Genomic DNA, 23,083 nt, shown 5'->3' on the forward strand with positions numbered 1-23,083 from the left:
TACGGCTCCCTGGGTCAAAGAGCTTGCGCTGGCCGGCGCGGCCGGGGGTTGGCACGCCGGGGGGACGGACGAACCGCCGGCGCGGCGGGCGTTCCGAGGCGGACGCCGGAGACGATCCGGACCAGTGCGGTCCCGCCGATCGCGCGCACGGACGGAAGACTTCCCGAGCCGGGAGCTGCCCTTGCTCCCGTGGCGTCGTCCTGGCTCCCGTAACGGCGTCGTGCAGACGTTCACACACGGCCGGACACCGTGTCAATAGTTGGACGTCTAAACTAAGCCGGTGGTGGGCCGGGCTCAGCCAAGCCGGAACACCACCGAGCCGGAGACCTCCTCGCGGGTGATGCCCAAGCCGTCGACCGGCCGGTTCAGCACCTCCTGCCACGGCGTCCCGGGCAGGTACTCCGGCAGCACCACGACGGTACGGACGCCGAGTTGACGCAGATGGTCGACGCTGAGCCGATCGGGGAAGCTCGCCGTGATGCCGAGAGTCTGCGCCTGCGAGTCCGGGGTGAAGGCGGCGAGTCCGTTAACGATCTTCGGGAAGCCGTCGGTGGACCAGAGCATCACGCTGAACTCCAGGGTGCCGCTGCTCGGCAGCACCAGCAGCGGGCCCTCGGCCCCGCGCAACGCGGCCGGCTGCGGGATCACCGGGGCGTGCGGGGTGGTGTTGACGCCCTCGACGAGGATCAGCGCGAGCGGGATCAGTGCGACCAACCGGACCAGCGCCCTGCGGAACCCGGCGGCACGCCACCCGGGTGCCCGCCGGTCCGGCTGCTCCTCGGTGCCCGGCGGCGGCTGGTAGGCGGCCATCCGCAGCACGGGCACCGGGATGCCCGACCGCTCCCCCGCTTGCCGCGGCGGCGCGGCCTGGGCCGGACCGTCGTCCGGGCCGGGCTGTCCCGGCTCGGTGGCCGGCGCCTCCTCGTCCATGGCCGCCGGCCCCGACTCCGATCGGGGCTGGCCGGCGCCGGGCTCGGCGGCGGCCGGCGGAATGGTGGCGGTGGCCGGCGCGGTGTCGGCGGTTTCCGGTCGGGTGTCGGCGGGGGTGCCCTCCGGCGGCCGGTCACCGGACGGCTCCGTGCCGAGCCGGGTCAGCGCGGTCAGCGCACCGGCGGCCAGGATGCCGAGCAGCAGGGTCGTCCAGAGCACCAGCCGACCGGAGGTCCGGATGGCGTCGAAGCCGGGCGCGTGCAGCACCAGGGTGGCGTACCCGGGATCGCCGTCGCCGCCGAGCGTGGTGCCACTGGCCAGCCCGACGCTGACCAGCACACCGACCGTGAGCAGTATCCGGTGTCGCAGCCGCCACACCGAGAAGAACAGCCCGGCGAAGGCCAGCCCGATCAGCACGACCCCGGGCAGCAGGGTCATCTCCCCGGCGAAGCTGAGGCTCGCCCGGGCGGCAGCGTGCCGCTCGCCCCAGAGCCAGTTCTCCGGCGGCGCGACCAGGAAACCCCGCCACGGCGGCGAGAACATCTGCACGTGCGCCAGCGTCCGCCGGCCGGCCGGGTGCCGGGCCACCACCTCCAGGTAGGGCAGCGCCATCAGGATGCTGACCCCGCCGAACACCACCCCGCCGGCCAGGTCGGCCAGCAGCAGCCGTCGACCGAACGGCGGACGGGACCGGCGCCGCCACCACGACCAGGCGTAGCCGGCCCCGGCGGCCAGGCAGACCAGTGCCAGCACGTAACCGAACGGCAGCCCGATGCCGAAGCCCAGGGTCATCTGCCAGGCCGCCACCAGCCAGCCGGCGAAGGCCCAGCCGGGACGGCGCCGGTCCGGCCGGTAGCCGTGCCGCAGCGACCAGCCGTGTCCCCGGGCCAGCATTGCCAGGGCCAGCGCGATGCCGCCGATGGAGAGCACGTGCAGGTGCCCGGCCTGGGCCAGCTTCCAGGGGGCGTACCCGAAGGCGACTCCGGCCGCCGCGGCACCGATCCGGCCCGCCCCGAGCTGCCGGACCAGCGCGTACGCCCCGACGAAGGCGAGCGCGTGCACCAGGACGTACAGGATGTTGTAGCGGACCACGCCGGCCACCGGACCCTCGCCGATCATCCCGGCCGGGGCGTAGCCGAGCAGGGTGTCGGAGTAGGCGTAGGTGTAGGGCTCCGGATAGAAGGTGTTGGAGTGCCACAACTGGCTGGGGTCGGTCAGCACCGCGTGGCCGCCCCAGGCGATCTGCCACGCCTGAAGGGTCGGATCCCCGATGTCCTGCGGGATCGTACTGGTGATGTCGCGCAGGGTCGGCCAGGTCAGCACCACGGCCAGCAGCAGCCCGCCGAGCACGGCCAGCGTCCACTCGTGGCTGACCAGGCGCACCAGGAAGGGGGCCCGGGACACCCGACCCGGGCCGGACGGCGCGGCGCCGCTCTCCGGCGGTCCCGTCCGCTCGTCGGGCCCGTCGCCGGCCCGCTCGTCGCGGTCGTCGGCGGCCCGCTCGTCAGGTCCGGCCGGTGCCGTCTGCCGTTCGATCGTCATCCCTGCCCATTCCTTCCGGCCCGGGCCCTGTCCCCCGCACCACACCGGCGTCTGCCCCGGAGCACACCGGGATAGATGATTCCTGATGTTCGCCGGGACTGTCACGCCCCAGTCCGGCTCACCCCGCACGGGTGAGGGTCGCTCACCCGAGGGCGGGTCAGAGTCGAACCGCGGACGTGACCGGCGGGGCGCAGCCTACCGGTCCCCCGGACCCGTCGGAGGAGCGAGAATGGCCAGCCGCGCGACGAGCCGCAGTGACGAGGAGATCCAGCGCGACATCCTGGCGGAGTTGGCCTGGGAACCCCGGGTCCAGCCGAACGAGATCGGTGTGGCGGTGCAGGACGGCGTGGTGACGCTGCGCGGCTGGGTGGACAACTACGCCAAGAAGTGGGCCGCGGAACGGGCCGCGCAGCGGGTACACCGGGTCCGGGCGGTCGCGAACGACCTCGAGGTACGCCTGCCCTCCTCGGCCGAGCGCGACGACCCCGAGATCGCGGCGGCGGTCACCCGGGCCCTGGAGTGGGACGCTTTCGTCTGCACCTGCGATGTCGACGTGACCGTCTCCAACGGCTGGGTCGTGCTGCGCGGCGACGTCGAGTGGGAATACCAGCGACGCGCCGCCGAGCAGGCGGTACGCCGGCTCGCCGGAGTCCGCGGCCTCACCAACGGGATCTCGGTCCAACCGCGGGAACGACCGGAGCGCGACGAGATCTCCGAGCGGATCCAGAGCGCACTGGTACGCAGCGTGGAGACGGACGCGGCGGGCATCGACATCCGGATCGAGGGCGACGCCGTGGTGCTGACCGGCAAGGTCCGGTCGTGGCTCGAACGCGAGGAGGCCGAACGGGTCGCGTGGTCGGCGCCGGGCGTCACGCAGGTCGACAACCACATCACCGTACGGCTGTGAGGCTTCGGGCTCGGGTCAGATCAGGTTGAGTTCGCGGGCCCGGCGTACGGCGTCGCGGCGCCGGGTGGCGTCGAGCTTGCGGTAGATGTTCCGGACGTGCGTCTTGACGGTGTTGACCGAGAGCGAGAGTTCCGCCGCGATCTCCACATTGGACAGGATGCTCTGCAGGTAGCGGAGCACCGTCAGCTCCCGCTCGGTCAGCGGTTCGCCCAGTGGCGCCACCGCCGGGGTCGCCGCACCGCCCGTCCCGTCGACGGCGTCGAGCAGCTCGTTCACCATCGGCCAGTACGCCGTACCCGAGTCGAGGTGCGCGGCGAGCAGCTCCCGTACCGGTGGATCGGCCCGGATGAAGACCTGCCGGAAGCCCTCCGGCTCCGCCAACCGCAGCACCTGTTCCAGGACGCGGGCGGCGCGCCGGTGGTCGCCGGTCAACCGGGCCGCGCTCGCGTCGAGCAGTCCGGCCACCAGCCGCAGCGGAAGCGGCCCACCGGCCCCGGCCGGCGCCGCCCAGTCCGGCAGCGTCCGCAGGGCGGCCTGCGGGTCCCGCGCCCGCAGGTGGGCCCGGGACAGCGCCACCGCCACCGGCTCGACCGGAGCCGTTCCCCGCTCCAGTGCCGGAGTGAGCATGCCCCTGGCCAACTCGATGTCGCCGTGGTCGATCCACAGCTCCGCCTCGGCGGCGAGCAGCCAGTGCGCGAGTGGCTGCGTCTCGGCCCGGTCACCGAGCCGCCGGCGGCTGCCCGCCAGCGCCTGGTGCGCACCGGTCAGGTCACCCCGGTCACGCAGCAGCCGAGCCTGGATGATGCCGGCCAGTCCGTGCACGAGCGGTTCGTCGACGTACTCGGCGGCCCGGACGCCGAGCGCCAGATTCGCGTCCGCGTCGTCCGGCCGGTCCCGGTGCAGCGCGACGAGCGCCTGCGCGAGATAGCCGTGTACGCCGTCGGCCGGCCGGACCAGCCCGCCGAAGGGCGCCGTGCCGAGTGCCGCCCGGGCTGCCTCGTCCGCGCCGGTCAGGTCGCCGCGGATCGCCCGGACCAGCGCCAGCCGGCCCAGGCAGAGCCGACGGGCCCGGGGCAGCTCCGCCCGGGTCGCCTCGGCCAGCCCGTCGGCGATCTCCGGCTCGGCGGCGGTCGGGTCGCCCGTCCCGAACCGGATCGTCCCCGGCACCAGCCTGGCCACCGCCCTCACCTGGAGTTCGAGGTCGTTCCGGTCGGAATCCCCGCCGCCGGCCAGCGCGACACCGAGCCGCCCCAGGTCGGGCGGGTCCCCCAGACCGGAGTCCGACGGGCCGGCCCAACCCGCCGCCGCCACGTCGGCACGGCCGAGACCGAGGACGTCGGTCCGGGCAGCGTCGGGCAGGTCATGGCTGCCCGGATCGAGAAGGTCGGTCCGAGCGGAGTCGGGCAGGGTGAGCCGGCCCAGGTCGATCTGGTCGGCGTCCACGTACGCCTCGACATCGACGCCCACGACCGGGCTGCCGTCGAGGTCCAGCCGGGCGGCCGGGGCGGGGCCGAGCAGCGCGGCCGGGTCGGCGGTCACCGCCGCGACGTCGGCCTGGCCGGCCAGCGGATCCGGGCGGAGGAGGTCGGCGGCCCCGGCGCGTACCGCCGGTTCGTCTCCGGCCGACTGGGCGGCGGCGAGCCGCAGGGCCGCCGCGATCCGCCGGAACCGGTGCCGGCGGGCGGCGTCGAGCAGGTCGGTGTGCTCGGCGGCCAGCGCGAGGTAGCCGGTGGCGGCGATCGGCTCACCCCCGTCCAGCCGGTCCGCGGCACAGGCCAGACCGAGTTCCGGGTCGGCACGGACCGCCTCCGGGGACGGCGCCGGCGGCGCCGGCCGGGTCGGGGCGTACTGGCCGTAGGGGACGAGATCCGGCCAGTGCCGCAGCAGCACGCCGATCGCGTACGGCCAGTCGTGCGCGGCGAGCGCGTGCCGGAGCGCCTCGGCCGGCAGCTCGTGCGCGGTGAACCAGGTGGCGGCCCGACGGTGCAGCTCGGCCACCTGGTCAGCGGGGCGGCGGGCCAACTCGGACCGGAGCAGTTCGCCGAGCATCGGATGGCACCGGTACGCCGCCGGCCGGCCGCCGAGCGGGATCACGAACCCGCCGAGACGGTCCAGTTCGGACAGTACCCGGGCCGCGTCGGTGCGCCCGGTCAGCGTGTCCAGCAGCTCCGCGGAGAAGCCCTCGACCAGTGACGCCCGGCAGAGCGCCTCGCGGGCGTCACCGGAGAGGCCGGCGAGCAGTTCCTCGGTCAGATAGTCGCCGACGTCCGGATGTTCTCCGGTGAACTCGTCCACGAACCGGGCCGGGTCGGGGTGGCCCGGCAGGGCGAGCGCGGCGAACCGCAGACCGGCGGGCCAGCCCTCGGTGCGGTTGACCAGCCTGCGGGTCTGCTCCGGCGGCAGCGGCTCCCCGTACGCGGAGAACAGGTCGGCGACCTCGTCGGGGCGGAACGCCAGGTCGGTGGCGCGGATCTCGGTCAGCTCCCCGCTGAGCCGCCAGCGGTGCAGCGCGAGCCCTGGGTCGGTACGGCAGCCGATCACCAGTCGCAGCCGGCCGGCCGTGTGCCGGAGCAGGAACTCCAGCCCGCTGGAGACCTCGGGGTCGTCCACCTGGTGCAGATCGTCCAGAATCAGGGTCGCCGGCCCGGTACGCCGGGCCAACTGCTCGGCGAGGGACTCCAGCCCGTACCCCGGATCCGGTTCGTCCGGTTCCTGCCCGTCAACGGCCGGACGCAGCGCCGCGTACAGATATGACCAGAGCCGTGCCCCGCCGTCACCCGGCTCCAGCGAGAGCCAGCCCACCGGGCCCCGGTCCGGGCTCTTCCCGGCCCGGCCGTCCGTCGCGTTGCGAGCTCGGCACCAGGAGCTCAGCAGCACCGTCTTGCCCCAGCCGGCCGAGGCCGAGACCAGGGTCAGCGGGCCGGCCGTCCCGAGGTCGAGCAACTGGAACAGCCGGGGCCGGGGCAACAGCACCGCCCCGGAGCGCGGCGCGGCGGCCAGCTTCGCGGTGAGCAGCGGCGGCGCCAGACGCCCCGCCCCGCCGTCCGGCCCGGCGGGTGCCCTGTCGGTGGCCGGCGCGACCGTTCCGGCCAGGTCCTCGATCCGTTCCAACAATGCCCCACCTCCTGCGGTCCGTCCCGACGCGACGGCCCGAGGCGGATACCCGACCCGTCGCGGTTCACCCCTTGCGGACGACCCTGGTTCACCCGGCACCGCCGGACGATGACGGCCCAGGTAGCGGAGGAGGGCGATGGACGTACCCGACCGGCAGGCCGCCGCCCGCTCCCGGTCGTACGCGGTGACGATCGACCGCCCACCCGCCGAACTGGCACCGGACGGGCAACTCCCCGAGCCGGTGGCCAGCCTCGGTCCCGGGGTGACGGTGACGCTGCGCCCGGCGCCCGGCGGTCGCGGCACGGAACTCGTCGCGGTGCTGTGCGAGGACGAACCGCTCCCGCTCGCCAGGCTGTCGGCGCGGCTGCTCGGCGAGGACCGCCGGGCGGCGGTGCGCACCGCGCTGCGCCAGGCGAAGCAGTTGGCTGAGACCGGCGAGGTGCTGCGGTGAGAGCGCCCTGCCGGCAGGGCCCGACCAGCTCGACGTCACACGGATCCCGGATTTCCTGGATCTCCGGATCCCTGGTGTCACCGGGGTCCCTGGATCTCGGCCCGGTCGGTGGCGGCCACTCGGGCCGGGACGGGGACGGCGCAGCGGCGGTCCGGCTCGCGGAGGGCGGGCCGGACCGCCGGGCGGACCGCCTCGCCGGCCGGCCGGGGTGCCGCCTTCCCCGGCCGGCCGGCTCTGCCGGCGGTCGTGCCCGGTCGTCAGCCATTCCTGGCTGGCCCCGCCATTCCTGGCTGCTCTCGCGGTTGTCGTCCGGCGGTCAGCCTCTCCCCGGCCGCCCTCCGGTGCGCTGTCGAGGTTGACGGGTTCAGTAGACGAAGACGCTCTTCGCCGGGAAGGTGAAGGACGGGTCGCTGCCACTGAGCAGCATCGGCCGGCCGGTGCAGTCGTCGTTGACGTAGAGCAGGGCCGCCCGGCTGTTCGTGTTGATCCACGAGTGGGCCCGCTCGCCCCAGCCGTGCTCGACCAGGTCGACACAGGCCCCGACGGTCGGGTCCAACGCGGAAACGGTGAACCGTGCTCCGGCGTACGAGGTCCCTTCGAACAGGCACAGCGCCCGTAGGAACTCACAGGTACCACTGCTCGTCGCCGACGTGTCTGACAATGCCGGGGCGGCCGCCGCCGGCCCGGCGTACGCGCCGCCAATAATTGCCGCGATGGTCAGCGACAACAGCACTTGGAGACCTTTCCGATAATTGACGCGCGATTTACGCATGGTGTTTCCCCCTTTTCTGACCAACTCCGGGAACGATGGCGGAAGGCAGGGAGGGGTCCTGTCCGGTAAACCGGGTGCGGGGTGTGTCGGGGTACGGCTCGACGTCGACGCCTGGGCTGGTGGCACGGGGGGCCGGGTGTAACGCCGCAACACCCGGAACGCCTCGTACGCCCGCAGCCCGATGTGCCGACGTATCCGCAGGTGACGCCGCCCCGCCCAGCACTGGTGGCGCTCGGGAACGAAAGCGGTCGCCGGACCGCCCGATGCCGGCCCGTGACCGGCAGGCGGCGGCGCGGGCATAGCCTGCGGTGGCCGTGGCCCGCGTGGTGTCAGCGAGTCATCGATCGGGTTCTTGCCCGGCACGCCATTGTGCGGCATCGAACAGCGAAATTCTCACACTCACGCGACGCCCCCGTACGCGGTCCTCGGTGGAGAAACAGGAATTACCCCGGCCAAGCCATCAAACAGCGTCGATACCATAACACGCTGTCCCGATGGCCACAACCAACCCGCAACCCGATTCGACGCCGTTTATGTCAACCGTTCTATAACCACCAAAGGCCGACGTACGACTACGGCGGTACAGTTTCCGGCCCGTTACGTATTTCTCGTACGCCGCTGCGGCGGCCGCCCCGCCCCGCCCCGGCCGGCGACCCGGCGCGGGCCCGGCGAACTGGTCGCCGGGCCCGGGTCGGGGTCTTCGAGAACGGGGGTCGGTCAGGAGGGTAGACCGCCGACCTGGGTGTTGATCCAGGACCGGATGGCGGGCAGGTCACCGTAGATGGACGGCCCGGTCGCGCAGGTCGAGTTGTTGTTACCCGCCCGGCTGGTCGCGCCGATCAGGTTCCACCGGCCGTCGATGCTGCGCACCTGCGGGCCACCGGAGTCGCCGTAGCAGGCGCCGGCGTTCCCGTTCGTGTTGTTGGTGCAGATCTCGTACGTGCCGTTGATGCCGGAGCAGCGGTTGTCGGCCACGATCGAGGTGTCCAGCTCGTTGGCGACGGTCGGCGCCGAGCCGCAGCCCCGGACCGGGCAGGTCTGCCCCCAGCCGATGATCCGGGTCGCCGTACCGACCGCGCCAGAGGTGCTGGGAATGACGGCGGGGGCATGGCTCACCGAACTGCCGAGCTGGAAGAGCTTCACGTCGATGGAGGGGTGGTTCACCGCTCGTACCACGCTGACCACCGTGCCACCGCTGGCGCGGTTGACGCTGCCCACCCGTACCGAACTCGGTGTCGGGCAGTGCTTGGCGGTGACCACCCAGTTGGCCTTGATCAGCGAGGCCGAGCAGCCCGAGGAGTAGACCAGGAACGAGTAGTTCTCCGACGCCGGCCGGCCGTTCACCACCAGCGTGCCGACGCCGCCGTCGCCGTCGGTGGCCTCCGGTGCGGGCTCACCGGAGGCCGCCGGCACGTTCGCGTACCCGGTCGACGGCGCCGCCGAGGCGGTGGCCGGCAGGGACAGGCCGGCGGCGACCAGCGCGGCCACCAGGCACGTACGCCGGACGAGTACGCGCGCCGAGTGCGGTCGGGACATGACTGACCTCCAGGGGTGTCGGAGTCGTGGTCAGGCAGCACACTAGCGCCGAATAGATGAATGTAGATACATATCCCTTCTCCCCTACCACCGCACGATGCGCCGGGCGGGCCGGACTCGGCGGGTTGACCCTCGACCCGGTCGAGGGGGCAGAATGCCTGCTCATGGACGGGGGTGGCCGGCTTCTCGGCATCGGCGAGATGGCCCGGGCGAGCGGCCTGAGCATCAGCGCGCTGCGCTTCTACGACGGTGCCGGCGTGCTGGCACCCGCGTCGGTGGACCCCGGCACCGGTTACCGCCGGTACGCGCAGCGGCAGCTACCGGCCGCCCGGCTGCTGGCCGGCCTGCGCCGGATCGGGATGCCGCTGGCCGAGATCACCCGGGCACTGGAGCTGCGCGGCTCGGATCCGGCCGCCGTGACACGGCTGCTGGACGCACACCTGCGCCGGCTGGAGGAGGGGCTCGCCGACGCCCGCCGGGAGGTGGCCCGGCTCCGGGTACTCTGCGCCGCCGCCGAACCGTCGGCCGAGCCGGAGGTCCGGCTGACCGTATCCGGACGGGAACTGGCGGCGGCGGTCGACGCCGTCCGGTTCGCGGTCGGGACGGATCCCGGGCTGCCGATGCTCGGCGGCGTGCACTTCGAGTTCGACCGGGACGTGCTCCGGCTGGTCGCCACCGACCGGTACCGGATGGCCGTCTCCGAGATCTGCGCCGACCCGGACAACCTGAGTGGCGGCGGGGCGGCATCCGGGATGACCCGGGTGACCGTGCCCGTCGCGTTCGTCGACGCGGCCCGGGCGCTGCTGACCGGCGGCTGGCCGGCGACCCTCACCCTCGACTCCGCCGCCGTCAGCCTGCGGGTGCGGGACCGACGGGTCACCGGTACCCCGATGGAGCACGAATTTCCGGACTACCGCCGGTTGCTGCGCACCGCGACCGGCGGGCCGGACCGCCGCCGGGTGACCGTCGACGTGGCCGGGTTGCGCGAGCGGCTGACCGCCGCCGAGACCCGGATGGTGGTACGGGCGGACGACGGCGCCCGCTGCGCGGTCAGCGTCCTCGCGGTCGACGACACGAACCGGCTGACCGTCTCCCCCGCCGACACCCCGACCGCACCGACCGATCCGGTGGTACGGGTCGGAGTCGACCGCGAGTTCCTGCTCGACGCCCTGGACGCGGTCGGGGCGGGCCAACTGGTCCTCGAACTCGACGGGCCGATCCGCCCGCTGGCGGTACGCCGGCTCGACGACGACAGGGCCTTCTCCATCCTGATGCCGGTGCGGATCTGAGCGCCCCTCGGCTCGGTCGCTCCTCTTGGCTCAATCGGTCCTTCCGGTTCAGGCGGTCCTCTTGGCTCAGTTGGTCCGCTTGGCTCAGTTGGTCCGCTTGGCCCAGTTGGTCCGCTTGGCTCGGCGGCCCTCCTGGGTCAGGCGTCCTCGCCCAGCTCGGTGAAGAGGGTCAGTTGCAGGTGACCGGGCGCCGCCAGCCGCGAGTTCAACGAGTTCCAGGGCGTACGCGTCGGCTCGGCGATCACCGTCGCACCCGCGTCGGCCAGGGTCGCGGTGACCGCCGGGGCGTCGTCGACCTCGAAGGCGACCCGGATGTGCCCGGCCACCCGGCGGCCCACCTCGACCTCGTCGATGTACTCGGCGTGTCCCGGATCGGTGATCTCCAGAGTGGCCCGGCCGGCCTCCAGGATCGTGACCCGGCCGTCCGGCGAGGAGAAGGCGGCCCGCTCCGGCAGGCCCAGCACGTCACGGTAGAACCGGAGGGCCTGGTCGTAGTCGTCGGTCGTGACCACCAGCCGGAGTTGCCGGACCGGAGACGGGTCAGTCATGACCCCAGTCTGGCACGCGGCCGGCCCGCTGACGCTCCGCAGGCGCCCGTGCATCGCCAACTACCGCCGACCGCTGCCGCGACCGCACACGTGATACCCGGAACAGCCCGAATGACCGGCCGGGAGGAGTTGATCACCTACAGTAGTTGGATGGCTTTTGTCCGCTTCACCCAGATAGCCTCGGGGCGGGCACGCCGCCGGGCCGGTGCCGCGCTGGTCGTACTCGGCGGGATGCTCGTGCTGGCGATGGTGGTGGTCAACGACGCGCCCGGGCCACCGAGGACGGTCGACCGGCCACGGGCGGCGGTCCAACACCTGCCGACCCCGGTCGCCCCGGGCACGCCGCCGAGCACCGAGCCGACGCTGCCCGCGGCGCCGCCCCCGGCGCACCTGCCGGTGATCGACTACGGCCCCGCCCCGGGCGGCTTTCCCGAGGACCCGACTCCGATGTCGACGGTACGGCTCAGCGAGGGCCTCCGGCCGATCCGCCGGGTCGCCGCGTACGACGCACCGGGCGGCCGGCCCCGGGCCTTCCTCGCGCCTGCCATCAGCGGGGTGCCGGTGACCATGCCGATCGTGGCGCGCCGAGCGGGCTGGGCCGCCGTACTGCTTCCGTCGGCGAACCGGACCATCGCCTGGGTGCCGCCCGGGCCGTGGAGCACCGCGGAGCTGCGCGACCTGCTCGTGGTGGCCCGGCAGACGCACCGGCTGTACTGGTATCGGGACGACCGGCTGGTCCGGTCCTGGCCGGTCAGTGTCGGCACCTCGGCCACGCCGACCCCGCTGGGCAGGACATTCATCCTCGGCCGGTCGACCCTGCCCGGCCGGGTGTACGCGGACACCGAGGTCTTCGCGCTCGGCGCCGTACCCGACGAACCGAATTCGGTACCGTCCGGGCTGCGCGGCGCGCACATCGGCCTGCACGCCTGGTACAACGCCCGCCAGCTCGGCCGCGACAACAGCAACGGCTGTATCCGGATAGCCCGGAAGGCACAGGAACTGCTGCTCGCCGAGATGTCCGCCGGCACCGAACTGCTGGTGCTCGACCGGTTCTCCGCTCCCGAGCGGCTCGCCGGCCCCGGCCCGGTCCCCGTGGTGGCCCGCTGACCGCTTCGGGCGATACCGACCGGGCTGGCCCTCCGGCCGATCGGCCCGCCCGCCCCGGCTCAGGTCGAGAGGATCTGAGCCGGCCGCCCCTCGGTGGGCGCGGGTCGCTGCCCCCGGCCGAGGTGGTCCGAGCAACCGGCGGGGTGCTCTGGCCCGCCGATCCGGGCTACAGGTCGCGGCGCATACAGACCCGGGGCCACCGGTCCAGCCCGTGTGCCGCCTCGCGGGCCCGGATCGCGGCCAGCCCGGGGCTCAACTCCCGCTCGTCGAGGACGACGAATCCGCACCGGGAGTAGTACGGGGCGTTCCACGGCACGTCGGTGAAGGTGGTCAGGGTCAGCGCCGGTACGCCACTCGCCGCCGCGTACGCGGCGAGGTGCGCGATCAGTTGCCGGCCCACGCCCCGGCGGGCGGCCCGGGGGTGCACCGAGACCTGTTCGACGTGCAGGTTGCCGTCCACCGGCTCGGCGACCAGATAGCCGACCGGCAGGTCGTCGGCGTCGACCGCGACCCAGGCCAGGCCGGCGCGCTGATGCCGGGCCAGCTCCGCGACGGAGGGTGGTTCGTCGTCGGCGATCTCCGGCATCCCGATGTCCCGGAAGGCCCGTCCGGCGGCCCGCTCGATGTCCCGCAGCCCGGGCAGGTCCGGCTGACGGGCCGGTCGGATCCGCATCGGGTCATCCTCCCGGCCCGGCCAGCGGGCGGCCAGCGATTTCCGCCCGGGGTCACGTCCGGCTGTAGGTGACGAGGGCCGCGCCGGAGGCGAAGGTCCGGGTGTCGGTGACGGTGAACGGGACCGGCTGGAAGGCCCCGCCGAAGAGCGGGATGCCCGCGCCGATGACCAGCGGATAACGCTTGACGATCAGCTCGTCGATCTCCGGCAGCAGGGTGCCGGCCAGGCGGCCGCCGCCGCAGAGCCAGATGTCCAGTCCGGCGGTCTGCTTCAGCTCCCGGACCAGGGCCACCGGATCGGAGTCGACGATCTCCACCGTCGGGTCCGAGCCGGTCAGGGTGCGGGAGAAGACGTACTGCCGGAGGTGGGCGTACGGGCTGGTGATGCCCTCCCGCAGGGCGGGTTCGTAGCTGTGCCGACCCATCAGGACGGTGTCGAACCGCCGGTTCGGCGCGTCGGTCAGCCCGAACACCGCCCGCAGGCCCGTGGGGACGGTCTCGGGCTGTTTCTCGTTCATCACCGCCATCAGGTCCGGGTCGATCGGGAAGAAGTCGTACTCCCCGCCGGGACCGGCCAGGTAACCGTCGACGGTGCTGGCGACGTAGTACACGAGCTTTCGCATCTGTCTCCTCGACTGCTGGAAAGGGTTTCCTCCGCTGACCACTCCTGTTGGAGTACTTCAGGTGGAGTGGTTTGAATGTAGTACTACACTTGCAGTGGTGTCAACCGGGGGCGCCGCGCCTCCGGAGAGAACGAGGAGGCTCCATGCGACAGAACCCGGCCCGACGAACGGCGCTGCTCGACGCCGCGATCGAGGTACTCGCCCGCGACGGCTCGCGCGGGCTGACCTTCCGGGCCGTCGACGCGGAGGCGGGGGTGCCCACCGGCACCACCTCGAACTACTTCGCCAACCGGCAGGATCTGCTGGGCCAGGTGACGCAGCGGACCCGGGAACGCCTCACCCCGGTCGAGGCCGAGGTGGCCGAGACGATGCGGGCGCCCCGGGACCGTGCCCTGGTCACCCGGCTGATGCAGGACCTGCTCGGCCGGATGCGCCGGGACCCCAGCAGCTACCTCGCCATGCTCGAACTCCGGCTGGAGGCCACCCGGCGCCCCGAACTCCAGGCCGCGCTGACCGAGGTGTTCAGCGCGAACCTCCAGGACAGCATCGAGTTCCATCTCGGCGCCGAACTGCCCGGCGACCGGACCACGCCGCTGCTGCTGTATCTCGCGATGAGCGGGTTGCTGGTCGACGAACTCACCGTGCCCGAGGTGCTGGCGCCGTTTCCGCTCGACCAACTGATCACGGAGATGGTCGACCGGATCCTGCCGCCGGAGACCCCGACCGCCCCGTCGTCCTGACGCCACCCGCGCCCTGAACAGGTCGGCGGCCCGCCCGCCTTCATGATCAGTTCACCGGGTCGCCGGATCCGGTTCCGCCCGCCGAGCGGTTGGCCGGAGAGGGTCGGACGGTACGCCGACGGGTCGGGCAGAACGACGACTGACGAGGGCACGACGCTCGTCCTCGGCCGGTCCACGCGACCCGGGACGTACCCGAATCCCGATGGAGGAGATCATGCCGACCCGTACCCGGATCGCCGCCGGACTCGGCGCCTCGGTCGCCGCCGGCGCGGTCGCCCTGGCCGCCGGCCTCGTGCCCGCCCAGGCGTCCACACCGGCCGTCGTCGCCCCCGCGCCCGCGCCGAAGCCGGCGGTGGCCGCCGCCGAGCCGCCGGTCCTCTCGGCCACCCTGACCCGCAGTTACGACGCCTTCGACGCCCACCAGGGCGTCGCCGTCGACGACCGGTACTTCTACGTGGTCGACAACCGCAGCATCACCAAGCACGACAAGGCGACCGGCCGGCCGCTGCTCCAGTTCGCCTCGAACTCCGGCGGCCCGATCATCCACCTGGACAGCGGCGTGGTGGTCGGCAACCGGCTCTACGCCGCGCACTCCAACTACGACGAGTCGCCGATGGAAAGCTCGATCGAGGTCTTCGACACGAGGACGATGCGGCACGTCGAGACGTACAGCTTCGGGATCTTCCGGGGTTCGCTGACCTGGCTGGACCGGCACGACGGAGCGTGGTGGGCCGGGTTCGCCAACTACGACGAGATCGCCGACGGCGAGACCGAGCCGTACGGGGAGACGTACAACACCCAGGTGGTCAAGCTGGACGACAGGTTCCAGGTCGTCGAGGCGTGGACGATCCCGAAGCCGATCCTCGACCGGTTCACGCCGATGAGCAACTCCGGTGGCTCCTGGGGGCCGGACGGCCGGCTCTGGCTGACCGGCCACGACCTCGGCGAGGCGTACGTGCTGCGGCTGCCGTCCGCCGGCTCCGAACTGGAGTGGGTCGGCACGGTCACCCTGCCGGGCGTGGAGGGCCAGGGCATCGCCTGGGAGCACGCGGGCACCCGGTCGAAGCTCTGGACCATCAAGCGCTCGACGAAGCAGGCGTTCAGCTTCACCGTGCCGTTCCGGTCGATCGCCAACCCGACGACGCCGACCTGGCAGGTCCTCGGCCCCGGCAACTTCCAGCAGTGACCGCCCTCCGCTGACGGAATGCCGGAGCCACGCACCGCGATCGGCGCCAGCGGCGGTCGGCCGAGTCAGTACGGGAACGGCACCGCCTCCTCCGGACTCACCACCAAGCTGGTGAAGGTGGTGATGCGCCGAGCGGTGTGGTTGACGCACAGGTAGAGGTGGCAGCCGGCCGGGTCAAAGCGGAGCGCCACCGGCTGGCCGGCGTACCGGTCGCCGAGGTGGGTGAGCAGGGGCAGCGGGTCGTCGAGCCGCGCGGGCTCCGGTGACGACGGGACCGGGATCGGATATCTCGGGTCGGCCGGCACCGCCTCGGCCAAGGCGAGATCGAGGCAGTCGAGGCAGTCGGCGATCGCCGTCTCGACGGTGGGATGGGTCGGCAGCTCGGGTACGCCCGTTGGCAGGGCTGGTGCGTTGAGTTCGACGCGCCAGCCCTCGCCGTGCAGCCGGAGTGGATCACCCTCGTTGAGCCGATGGTTCTGCACGGTCACGGTGGCAACCAGGCCGAGGCCGAGGGCGAGCCGGATCAGGTCGGCCAGCGGCGGCACATCGGGTCGGGCGGCCCGGACAAAGCGCCGTGCGCCCGGGTGACCGCGACTGGCGTACCGGACGTAGTGGGCCAGCGGGTCGGCGTCCGGGTCGGGCAGGGTGACAATGCCGTCCCGGAGGTCCTGGTCGACGCCACCACCACCGTCCAACTCGGCGAGGTCCTCGGGGCGTACCCGGAAGGCGCCGGCCCAGCGTGCCAGACGGTAGCGGCCGGGAAGCTGGACCACCGGCTGCCCGTTCGGCTGGCTGCCGACCGGCCGCGCCGGCTGCGACTGGCCGACCTCCCAGTTGAGGTGGAGGACCTGGTCACGCAGGTTGCTGAGCGTGACGACGGCACCGAGGTAACGGCGGCGGGCACCGCCGCAGGCGTGACAGGGCAGCACCAAAGCACAGCGACCGGCGCCCTGGCACCGAGGACACCCGGGTTCGGCAGGCCGGCCGCCGAGGGTGCACTCGCAGGGCCGCAGACCGGCGGCCGGGTCGCAGTCGGGGCAGTCGGCGTACGGAATGGGGGTGCCGCGCCAGTGCGGGGCCGGCGGCTCCCAGTTGCGCCGCAACGTGCCGGCGGGCCGGGGGCTGAGCTGCCCGGTGTGCCCGTCGGCGCGCGGCTCGGGCACACCACCCGGGCGCAGCCCGGTGTACCACCAGGCGCCGTTGCGCCAAATCCCCTGCGCGCCCGGCATCTCCTCGCCGGTGGCCGGAACGACGCAGCCGCCGAGGATCCGGCGTTCGACCTGGTCGACGTCGACTCCGGAGATGACGTCGACGGTGGCCGGCCGAGCGACCCCGGCCGGGCCCGCAGAGCAGACGAAGTGTGCCGGCGCGGCGACCTGGCGGGCGGCCAGCAGCCCGACCGCCCGCTCGACGGTGGTGGCGGCGACCGCCGTGGGCAGGTCGGTGAAGGCGGCCGGCTGTTCCGGGGGTGCGGAGCCGGGCAGTTCGTAGCGGACCTCCCAGCCGAAGCCGCTGGCGGCGCCGGGTAGCCGGCGGGCCTCGACCACCAGGTCGAGGCAAAGCAGGCCGGCGACCGCGCAGAGCCGGGTGAGCTGCCGGTCCGGGTCGGGCGCCGGCCGCGCGGCGGTCCGGCCGAGGAAGACCTGCCACGGGGTACGCGTCCAGCCGGCGATCGCCGCCGCCTCCAGGTCGTGCCGCTGCTCGGCGGCCAACTCGGGCCGCCACCGGGCGGGCAGCGGCACCAGCCGTTCGCCGACCGGCTCGGTCGGGGCGGTGACGTGGTGGACGCTGCCCGCACCGACCGACGCGGCCAGGTGACGCAGCAGCGGGGTCAGCGCGAGGTGCCAGCCACCGCCGGGCGCCGGCCGGGGTTCGAGCACTCCGGGTACGACCTCTGCCGAGGCGACCGCTCCGGTGTCCAGGTTCGCCACCGTGAGGACGAGTTGAGCCCGCCGGGCCCCGTACTGGCCACAGGCGGAGCAGGCGTAGCTGGCAGTGCGGCAGTCCGGGCAGGACACCACCAGGGCTGTGGCGGTCACGGGCGCACCGCCGTGCAATCGTTCGGATGGTCGGCCCGCAATGCGCAGCGCCCCCGACCGCCGCTGAGCAGCCGGTCGCAGAAGATCCGGTGCCGCACGCCCTGGTTGTCCTCTTCGGAAAGCGTGGTCTCCGGTACGTCGAGCTGGGAGAGGAAGGCCAGCGAACGGCCGGCGGTGCGGGCGAAGAGCTTCGCCGCGTCCAGACTGGTCGCGGTGAACGGCAGATGCAGGACGAACCTCGGCTGCTCGACCCTCGGCTGCTCGGCCATCAGCGGCCATCCCGCCGATCGGCAGCGGGAGTCGAACCCTGAACGACAATGGACAACGTACTCCTTCTTTCGTCGGCGGCGTCGGGAACGCTTCGAGGATTGAAAGGGGCGGCCCGTCGGGAGGCCGATGTCGGGAAACGGGCCGCCCCTGGCGCACCTGCCACCGCAGCCAATCGGCGAGTACGGCAGCAGGGCTGCTGGAGTGAGCGCGCGCTTCACCACGCCACACGGGTGGTGGATCGGTGGCGCAATTCGTGACGGTGCGGGGTCGCGGAGCTACGCGCGCTCGTGGTAAACAATTCCGGTACGTCGTGGCGACTCAGCGGTCCAACCTGAAAGACGGCTCGATATCACCTCCTCTATAGACAGGTTGTCAGGGGCCGCAGGGCGGGAGTAACCCTTCCCGGTCGGCCTTTCCTGCCGGCCTTTTCGCGCGCCGATTCCGCAGAGGAGAAAGATCATGGTTGTGACGCAGCACCGGCCCTTCATCCGTACCCTCCGGGCACAGTGGCTCGGCCAGCGGCTCCGGGACCTGCGGGAGCAACGCGGGATGAGCCTGGAGCTGGTTGCCGAACACCTGAACCGGGACCGGTCGGCGCTCGGCCGCTACGAGCGGGCCGAGTGGCCGATCCAGCGCCACGACGTGCTCGCCCTGCTCGACCTGTACGGCTTCCACCGCGCCACCGAACGCGCCCAACTACTCACCCTCGCCGAGGAAATCTGGCGCACTGACCGGTGGGACGAGGACAGCAGAGACCCGTCAGACTCGTCGTTCATCACGATCCCCTGGTTGGAGTCTCGGGCGGCGACCATCTGCTCCTATCACGCCTCACTGATCCCCGGACTGTTCCAGTTGCCGGAATACGCCGAGCTGGTCATCCGCTGCGTGGACGGTCCAGGAACAACCGAGATGACAGTTCAACGCGGCATCGGGCTTCGGATGGAACGGCAGCGAATGCTCGACGACCCGGATGGCCCCAGGTCTGAAACGATCATCGACGAGATCGCGCTACGGCGGCAGATCGGCGGGCCGTCCCTTCTGCGTAGACAACTCCTCCACATCGGTGAAGTCGCCCAGCGACCTCACGTCGAGATTCGAGTGCTGCCCTCGCGGGTCTGGTTGCACCCAGGAGTCGACGGCTCGTTCTGGCTGTTCCGGATGCCGAAGCCGTACCCAGCAGTGGCGTACCAGGAGAACCTGGCCGGGCGCATGTACCTGGAATCTCCGAAGTCGGACCGGTTCAGCGACGCGTACGATCGCGTCCGGGAGGCCGCACTCGACCCGCGCGAGTCGGCGAAACTGATAGTGACGATCGCGGAGGGTCTGTCATGAGCGAGAACCTGTCGTCGGTGGCCTGGCACGTCAGCAGCCGGAGCGCGGACAGCGGCAGCAACTGTGTCGAGGCCGGCCCCGTGCTCGACGGCTCGGGCAGGGTGGCGCTGCGGCACAGCAAGGCACCGGACGCGGCGACCATCGTCTACACCAGAGCCGAGTGGGACGCCTTCGTTGCCGGAGTCAAGGACGGCGAGTTCGACTTCCACACCCCCGCTTGACCGGATCGATGCGGTGGCACGCTCCGGCCCCACCGGCCGAGGCGCTCGCCATTTCGCCGCACATGCCGTTGCCGGCGTCGCCTTCGAGACAGCACCTGATCGACGGGCTCCGATAGTCTGCGACAAGCAGTGGGGATCGGAATCGACTGCGAGTCGGCCTCGACAGTGGATGGTGTCGGTGGGCGTTGACGCGGTGAAGGCGACCATCAGACAGGGGACGGAAGCGGCACGTGAAGGCATCGAGAGACTACGGCAGCTCGCCACCGAATCGACCGAAACCAACGAACTCGCCCGGCGCACCACCCAGGGCAGCCGAGACGACGACGTTGTAGCGGGGCTCGCACTGCTCGGCGATGTTCAGGGCGAGGTCGAGCGAACCGTCCGGAGACTCGCGACAGCGGTCGACCACGCGGAGACGTACGCCAAGAGGCTCGGATGAGCGGTGGTCTGGAGGCTGTGGTCGCGCAGCTTCTCGACGTACGCGACCGGATCGCCAGCTCCGCAGTCACGGCGATGCGGGTGCAAGCTGATGCCGACCAGGCGCTCGCCCACTACCGCGAAGCCTCGCAGGGCAGCGACCACCCTGAGATGAAGCAGGCTATCGCGGATCTCGCAACCGCCAGCGACAAGGCCGCGAAGATCGGCCGGATCCTGGGCGAGGCGCTCGAACACTTCACGAACTACCTGGACCGCATCGCCCCTGGGTCGTCGGGCAAGGACGACAAGCCCCCGGCAGCGGACATGCCGACAGGCGAGGAGCTTGTCCGGGAAGCCGAGCGGCGAGGTCGCCGAGCCGATGTCGCGTGGCGCAAGCAGGTCCAGCGAGCGGATGACACGGAGGACAGCCTCAAGTCGGCGGAGGCGGGTGGTAAGGCCGTGCTGAACTACTTCAAGCGGCAACAGGACCCACCCGGAAGCACAGGCGCCGGCACCACCACCGCGTCACCGTCCCCTGCCCAGCAACACGCGCAGGTGGAGCATCCACTGACCGCCGTGATCATGGCGGCGAGCGCACTCGCCGTCGTCACGAGATCGGTATGGCACCATGTCAGGAATCAACGGCTTAGGAAGCGTGATCCCGATGATCGGACCTGAACTGCCCGAGTACATCCGGACGCTGGTCCGGCGCGACCGGGCGGCCAACGACCGAATCGAGGCACAACTCGACGCCTCGGGATGGAGCGGCTTTCCCAGGTTCCTCGCTGCCCTCTTTTTCCTCGCGGTAGACCGGCGTTTCGGAGAGACCAGCTCTCATGCGGACGTGATCAAGTTCGTGGCGGAACTCCGTGCGGATCTGACCAACGGCGGTCCGGGCATCAACGCCGAAGCGGCCGAAACCTTGATCAGCTCAATTCTCGACCCATCCGTCGACTACAACATCGAACAGGAAATGATCGGCAAGATCCAGGCCGCTACCGTGTACAAGGTACTGACCGAGGAACACATCTCCGACTCAGACCTCGACGCCTTCCTCACCGAGGCAGTCGAACTCGCCAGCCGTCCATAGCCGGCAACCCCAGGACATCACCAGCGCTGGCCCTCCGGCGCCCGACCTCAGTCGTCGCATCCGTAGCCGTCGCCATCACGATCCAGGTCGTATATGTCGTTGCCGATAACCCTGACGGGGCCGCTGGCGTACGCGGGACCGTTGCTGCTGCCACCCGCGCAGTCCACGTCGCTGGCGATCGGCACGCAGCCACCGTAGTTCGGATCGCACTTCCGGGTCTCCTTGGTGCCGACCGCGACAACCTGCGTCACCGGCTTCTTGGTAACCACCTCGTTGACGAGTTTCTTGCCCGTCTGCACCCCGTTGACGTATGTGACCTCGTAGGTAAGGGTTTCGAGCCCTTGACTCCGGCGGTCCGAACCTTGCGCTTGCCCTTTGCCAGCGAGGAGTCTTCCACGGTTCGCTCCCCGAACGGGGATGCTCTGAAGCAAGTACGATCATGCCATCGTCGCGAGATCAGCCGTAGAGGAGCAGCCGATGATCATCGATGCAACGCTCGCCCGCATCAACGAAGGGGTGCAGTTGCATCATCATCAAGGCCAACCCGAGGCTGCTCGCGACTTGTTCGCACAGATCTGGGATGAGATCGGCGGGGAGCGGGGCGATCCTCTGCACGTTTGCGTCCTCGCGCACGCGATGGCCGATGTGCAGGACGACGTCCACCAGGAGTTGGTCTGGGATCAGCGAGCGCTGGCGGCGGCCGACCTGCTCACCGATGCCCGGGTAGCGGAGGCTGGGGTGATGCTGCCGGTGGCCGGTTTGTATCCGTCATTGCACCTCAACCTGGGTGAGTGCTATCGCAAGCTCGGCGACCTCAGCCGTGCCCGCGAGCACCTCCAGCGGGCGCAGGCGGGGATCGGCGCGCTTGGCGATGACGAGTACGCACAGCTCATCAAGGGCGGCCTGGATCGGCTGGCGCGGCTGCTGACCTCAGAGTAGACACGCGCTGCCGAAGAGACATCCTGCCCGTCCCCACACCGGGACGCTCGTCGTCGCGGCTGCCTCGCCCCAGCCCGAACCGCTCCGACCGGACCACCCGTTCCGGCGAACCCGTCCGACGCAGGCCGATCGCCCCGATGCAGAGCCAGAGGGCGTACGACCACAGCACCACCCGCTCGGCGAGCCCGGCCGCCCGCCGAGCACCCTGGCCCCCGCCTGCCGCCGATCCCGGTCCAGCAAGGTTCCAGTCGGCATCCAGTCCCACCTGGCAGTCTCGCCGGAGTCGATAGATCGATATCTACGTCTACCGCTGAGGTTGGGTCGATCCGGTGAGCGAAGAGTCTGGCACGTTCGGCGTGTTGGTCCGGGGATACCGGACCCGGGCCGGGTTGACCCAGGCCGCTCTGGCGACCCGGGCCGGAGTGGGCGTACGGACCGTACGCGATCTGGAGCACGACCGGGTGACGCAGCCGCAGCACCGGGTGCTGACCCGGCTCGCCGCCGCCCTCGACCTCTCCGCCGCCGAGCAGGCCCGACTCCGGTCCACCATCGCTGGCCGGCCGACCAGGCCGGACCGGTCGCTCCGGATCGACGTGCTGGGTCCGCTGCGGATCCGGCACGGCGACCGGCCGGTCGACGTGGGGCCGTTGAAGCACCAGCTCCTGCTCGGTCTGCTCGCCGTCCAACCGGACCAGCCGGTGCCGATCTCGGACATCGTCGACGTGTTGTGGGATCGTCCGCCGCGTAGCTGCCGCGGCCTGATCCAGACGTACCTGACGAGGGTGCGCCGGCTCGTCGGCGCCGCGTACGCCGGCCCGGCCACCCCGGTCATCGTCCGCGACCGCCACGGGTACCGACTCGCGTTGCCGGCCGACCGGGTCGACGCGGGACGCTTCCGGGCCCTGACCGAGCGGGCCACCCGGGCGCACCGCCGGGGCCAACTGGACCGGGCGATCGAGCTCTTCTCCGCCGGGCTGGCCTGCTGGCGCGGACCGTTGCTGGCCGGCTGCGGGCCTGGGCTGCTCCGGCATCCCGCCGCGACGGCCCTGTCCCGGCACCGGTTGGACTGCGTGCTGACCCTGGCCGACCTGGCCTTCTCCACCAGCGCCGCCGGTCGGGTGACCACGCCGCTCGCCCAGGTCGCCGAGGTGGAACAGTTGCACGAAGGGCTGCACGCCCGGCTGATGCTCGCCCTGGCGGGCACCGGACAACAGGCGAGCGCGCTGCGGCTCTTCGGCCAGATGCGCGAACGGCTCGCCGACGAACTCGGGGTACTGCCCGGCGCCGAACTCCGGGCGGCGCATCTGCGGGTGCTGCGCCAGCAGGTACCCGGTGCCGACGGCCGCCCGGCGTGACGG

At 71.9% G+C, this 23,083-nt stretch carries 22 protein-coding genes and 1 pseudogene; 13 read left to right on the forward strand and 10 right to left on the reverse strand.

All coding sequences use genetic code 11. The features are described from left to right. Positions 1-294 precede the first annotated feature (294 nt). Positions 295-2,472, reverse strand: a complete 2,178-nt coding sequence (locus ACSMXO_RS34095) for a hypothetical protein (RefSeq protein WP_455415205.1) — start codon at positions 2,470-2,472, stop codon at positions 295-297. 229 nt (positions 2,473-2,701) lie between these two features. Here ACSMXO_RS34095 and ACSMXO_RS34100 point away from each other — a divergent pair, with 229 nt between their 5' ends. Continuing rightward, complete coding sequence (locus tag ACSMXO_RS34100; protein ID WP_455415206.1) at positions 2,702-3,379, forward strand: BON domain-containing protein; 678 nt, start codon at positions 2,702-2,704, stop codon at positions 3,377-3,379. Positions 3,380-3,394: 15 nt separating this feature from the next. Here the strand turns inward: ACSMXO_RS34100 and ACSMXO_RS34105 are convergent, their stop codons facing one another. Next, entirely contained in the window at positions 3,395-6,490 is a 3,096-nt protein-coding gene (locus ACSMXO_RS34105) for a LuxR C-terminal-related transcriptional regulator (protein ID WP_455415207.1), read from the reverse strand. 139 nt (positions 6,491-6,629) lie between these two features. Between ACSMXO_RS34105 and ACSMXO_RS34110 the strand changes: the two genes are divergently transcribed. Then, complete coding sequence (locus tag ACSMXO_RS34110; RefSeq protein WP_346261183.1) at positions 6,630-6,944, forward strand: hypothetical protein; 315 nt, start codon at positions 6,630-6,632, stop codon at positions 6,942-6,944. A 364-nt stretch (positions 6,945-7,308) separates the two neighbouring features. On the opposite strand, the gene ACSMXO_RS34115 is transcribed toward ACSMXO_RS34110, so the two are convergent. After that, on the reverse strand, positions 7,309-7,677 hold the full coding sequence (locus ACSMXO_RS34115; RefSeq protein WP_455415208.1) for a peptidase inhibitor family I36 protein: 369 nt from the start codon (positions 7,675-7,677) through the stop codon (positions 7,309-7,311). Positions 7,678-8,433: 756 nt separating this feature from the next. Then, a complete protein-coding gene (locus ACSMXO_RS34120) occupies positions 8,434-9,252 on the reverse strand; it encodes a S1 family peptidase (protein WP_455415209.1) in 819 nt (272 codons plus the stop codon). A 164-nt stretch (positions 9,253-9,416) separates the two neighbouring features. Here ACSMXO_RS34120 and ACSMXO_RS34125 point away from each other — a divergent pair, with 164 nt between their 5' ends. Beyond that, positions 9,417-10,541, forward strand: coding sequence for a DNA polymerase III subunit beta family protein (locus ACSMXO_RS34125; protein WP_455419376.1), 1,125 nt, complete (start codon positions 9,417-9,419; stop codon positions 10,539-10,541). Between the two features lie 137 nt (positions 10,542-10,678). Here ACSMXO_RS34125 and ACSMXO_RS34130 read toward each other — a convergent pair whose 3' ends face one another. Then, positions 10,679-11,089: a VOC family protein gene (locus ACSMXO_RS34130; protein WP_455415210.1), complete on the reverse strand. Its 411-nt coding sequence runs from the start codon at positions 11,087-11,089 to the stop codon at positions 10,679-10,681. A gap of 150 nt (positions 11,090-11,239) precedes the next feature. Here ACSMXO_RS34130 and ACSMXO_RS34135 point away from each other — a divergent pair, with 150 nt between their 5' ends. After that, a complete protein-coding gene (locus ACSMXO_RS34135; protein ID WP_455415211.1) occupies positions 11,240-12,196 on the forward strand; it encodes a L,D-transpeptidase in 957 nt (318 codons plus the stop codon). A 166-nt stretch (positions 12,197-12,362) separates the two neighbouring features. Here the strand turns inward: ACSMXO_RS34135 and ACSMXO_RS34140 are convergent, their stop codons facing one another. Further along, on the reverse strand, positions 12,363-12,869 hold the full coding sequence (locus ACSMXO_RS34140; RefSeq protein ID WP_455415212.1) for a GNAT family N-acetyltransferase: 507 nt from the start codon (positions 12,867-12,869) through the stop codon (positions 12,363-12,365). Between the two features lie 52 nt (positions 12,870-12,921). After that, positions 12,922-13,491 (reverse strand): dihydrofolate reductase family protein, encoded by a 570-nt coding sequence (locus ACSMXO_RS34145; protein ID WP_455415213.1) that lies wholly within the window; start codon positions 13,489-13,491, stop codon positions 12,922-12,924. Between the two features lie 143 nt (positions 13,492-13,634). Between ACSMXO_RS34145 and ACSMXO_RS34150 the strand changes: the two genes are divergently transcribed. Further along, a complete protein-coding gene (locus ACSMXO_RS34150) occupies positions 13,635-14,231 on the forward strand; it encodes a TetR/AcrR family transcriptional regulator (protein ID WP_346261190.1) in 597 nt (198 codons plus the stop codon). Positions 14,232-14,433: 202 nt separating this feature from the next. Continuing rightward, entirely contained in the window at positions 14,434-15,417 is a 984-nt protein-coding gene (locus tag ACSMXO_RS34155) for a hypothetical protein (protein ID WP_455415214.1), read from the forward strand. Positions 15,418-15,482: 65 nt separating this feature from the next. Here the strand turns inward: ACSMXO_RS34155 and ACSMXO_RS34160 are convergent, their stop codons facing one another. Next, positions 15,483-17,456 carry a hypothetical protein gene (locus ACSMXO_RS34160; RefSeq protein WP_455415215.1) on the reverse strand — a complete coding sequence of 658 codons (1,974 nt, stop codon included), beginning with the start codon at positions 17,454-17,456 and terminating at the stop codon, positions 15,483-15,485. Next, positions 17,453-17,725 (reverse strand): hypothetical protein, encoded by a 273-nt coding sequence (locus ACSMXO_RS34165; protein WP_455415216.1) that lies wholly within the window; start codon positions 17,723-17,725, stop codon positions 17,453-17,455. Before ACSMXO_RS34165 ends, ACSMXO_RS34160 begins: the two co-directional genes overlap by 4 nt. 460 nt (positions 17,726-18,185) lie before the next feature. Between ACSMXO_RS34165 and ACSMXO_RS34170 the strand changes: the two genes are divergently transcribed. The 5 genes from ACSMXO_RS34170 to ACSMXO_RS34190 all read left to right on the forward strand — a co-directional run bounded on the left by ACSMXO_RS34170 (position 18,186) and on the right by ACSMXO_RS34190 (position 20,786). Further along, complete coding sequence (locus tag ACSMXO_RS34170; RefSeq protein WP_455415217.1) at positions 18,186-19,058, forward strand: helix-turn-helix domain-containing protein; 873 nt, start codon at positions 18,186-18,188, stop codon at positions 19,056-19,058. Then, entirely contained in the window at positions 19,055-19,279 is a 225-nt protein-coding gene (locus tag ACSMXO_RS34175; RefSeq protein WP_455415218.1) for a DUF397 domain-containing protein, read from the forward strand. The genes ACSMXO_RS34170 and ACSMXO_RS34175 overlap by 4 nt, the downstream gene beginning before the upstream one ends. A 178-nt stretch (positions 19,280-19,457) precedes the next feature. Beyond that, positions 19,458-19,718 (forward strand): hypothetical protein, encoded by a 261-nt coding sequence (locus tag ACSMXO_RS34180; protein ID WP_455415219.1) that lies wholly within the window; start codon positions 19,458-19,460, stop codon positions 19,716-19,718. Continuing rightward, entirely contained in the window at positions 19,715-20,374 is a 660-nt protein-coding gene (locus ACSMXO_RS34185) for a hypothetical protein (protein WP_455415220.1), read from the forward strand. Before ACSMXO_RS34180 ends, ACSMXO_RS34185 begins: the two co-directional genes overlap by 4 nt. Continuing rightward, positions 20,361-20,786 carry a hypothetical protein gene (locus ACSMXO_RS34190; protein ID WP_455415221.1) on the forward strand — a complete coding sequence of 142 codons (426 nt, stop codon included), beginning with the start codon at positions 20,361-20,363 and terminating at the stop codon, positions 20,784-20,786. The genes ACSMXO_RS34185 and ACSMXO_RS34190 overlap by 14 nt, the downstream gene beginning before the upstream one ends. Before the next feature lie 47 nt (positions 20,787-20,833). Here ACSMXO_RS34190 and ACSMXO_RS34195 read toward each other — a convergent pair. Beyond that, positions 20,834-21,183: pseudogene (locus ACSMXO_RS34195) on the reverse strand (G5 domain-containing protein). A gap of 80 nt (positions 21,184-21,263) precedes the next feature. On the opposite strand from ACSMXO_RS34195, the gene ACSMXO_RS34200 reads away from it, so the two are divergent. Together ACSMXO_RS34200 and ACSMXO_RS34205 are read left to right on the forward strand one after the other, a co-directional pair. Then, positions 21,264-21,725 carry a tetratricopeptide repeat protein gene (locus tag ACSMXO_RS34200; RefSeq protein ID WP_455415222.1) on the forward strand — a complete coding sequence of 154 codons (462 nt, stop codon included), beginning with the start codon at positions 21,264-21,266 and terminating at the stop codon, positions 21,723-21,725. A gap of 329 nt (positions 21,726-22,054) precedes the next feature. Further along, on the forward strand, positions 22,055-23,080 hold the full coding sequence (locus ACSMXO_RS34205; protein WP_455415223.1) for a BTAD domain-containing putative transcriptional regulator: 1,026 nt from the start codon (positions 22,055-22,057) through the stop codon (positions 23,078-23,080). Positions 23,081-23,083: the final 3 nt, after the last annotated feature.

Source organism: Plantactinospora sp. DSM 117369 (assembly GCF_053764795.1).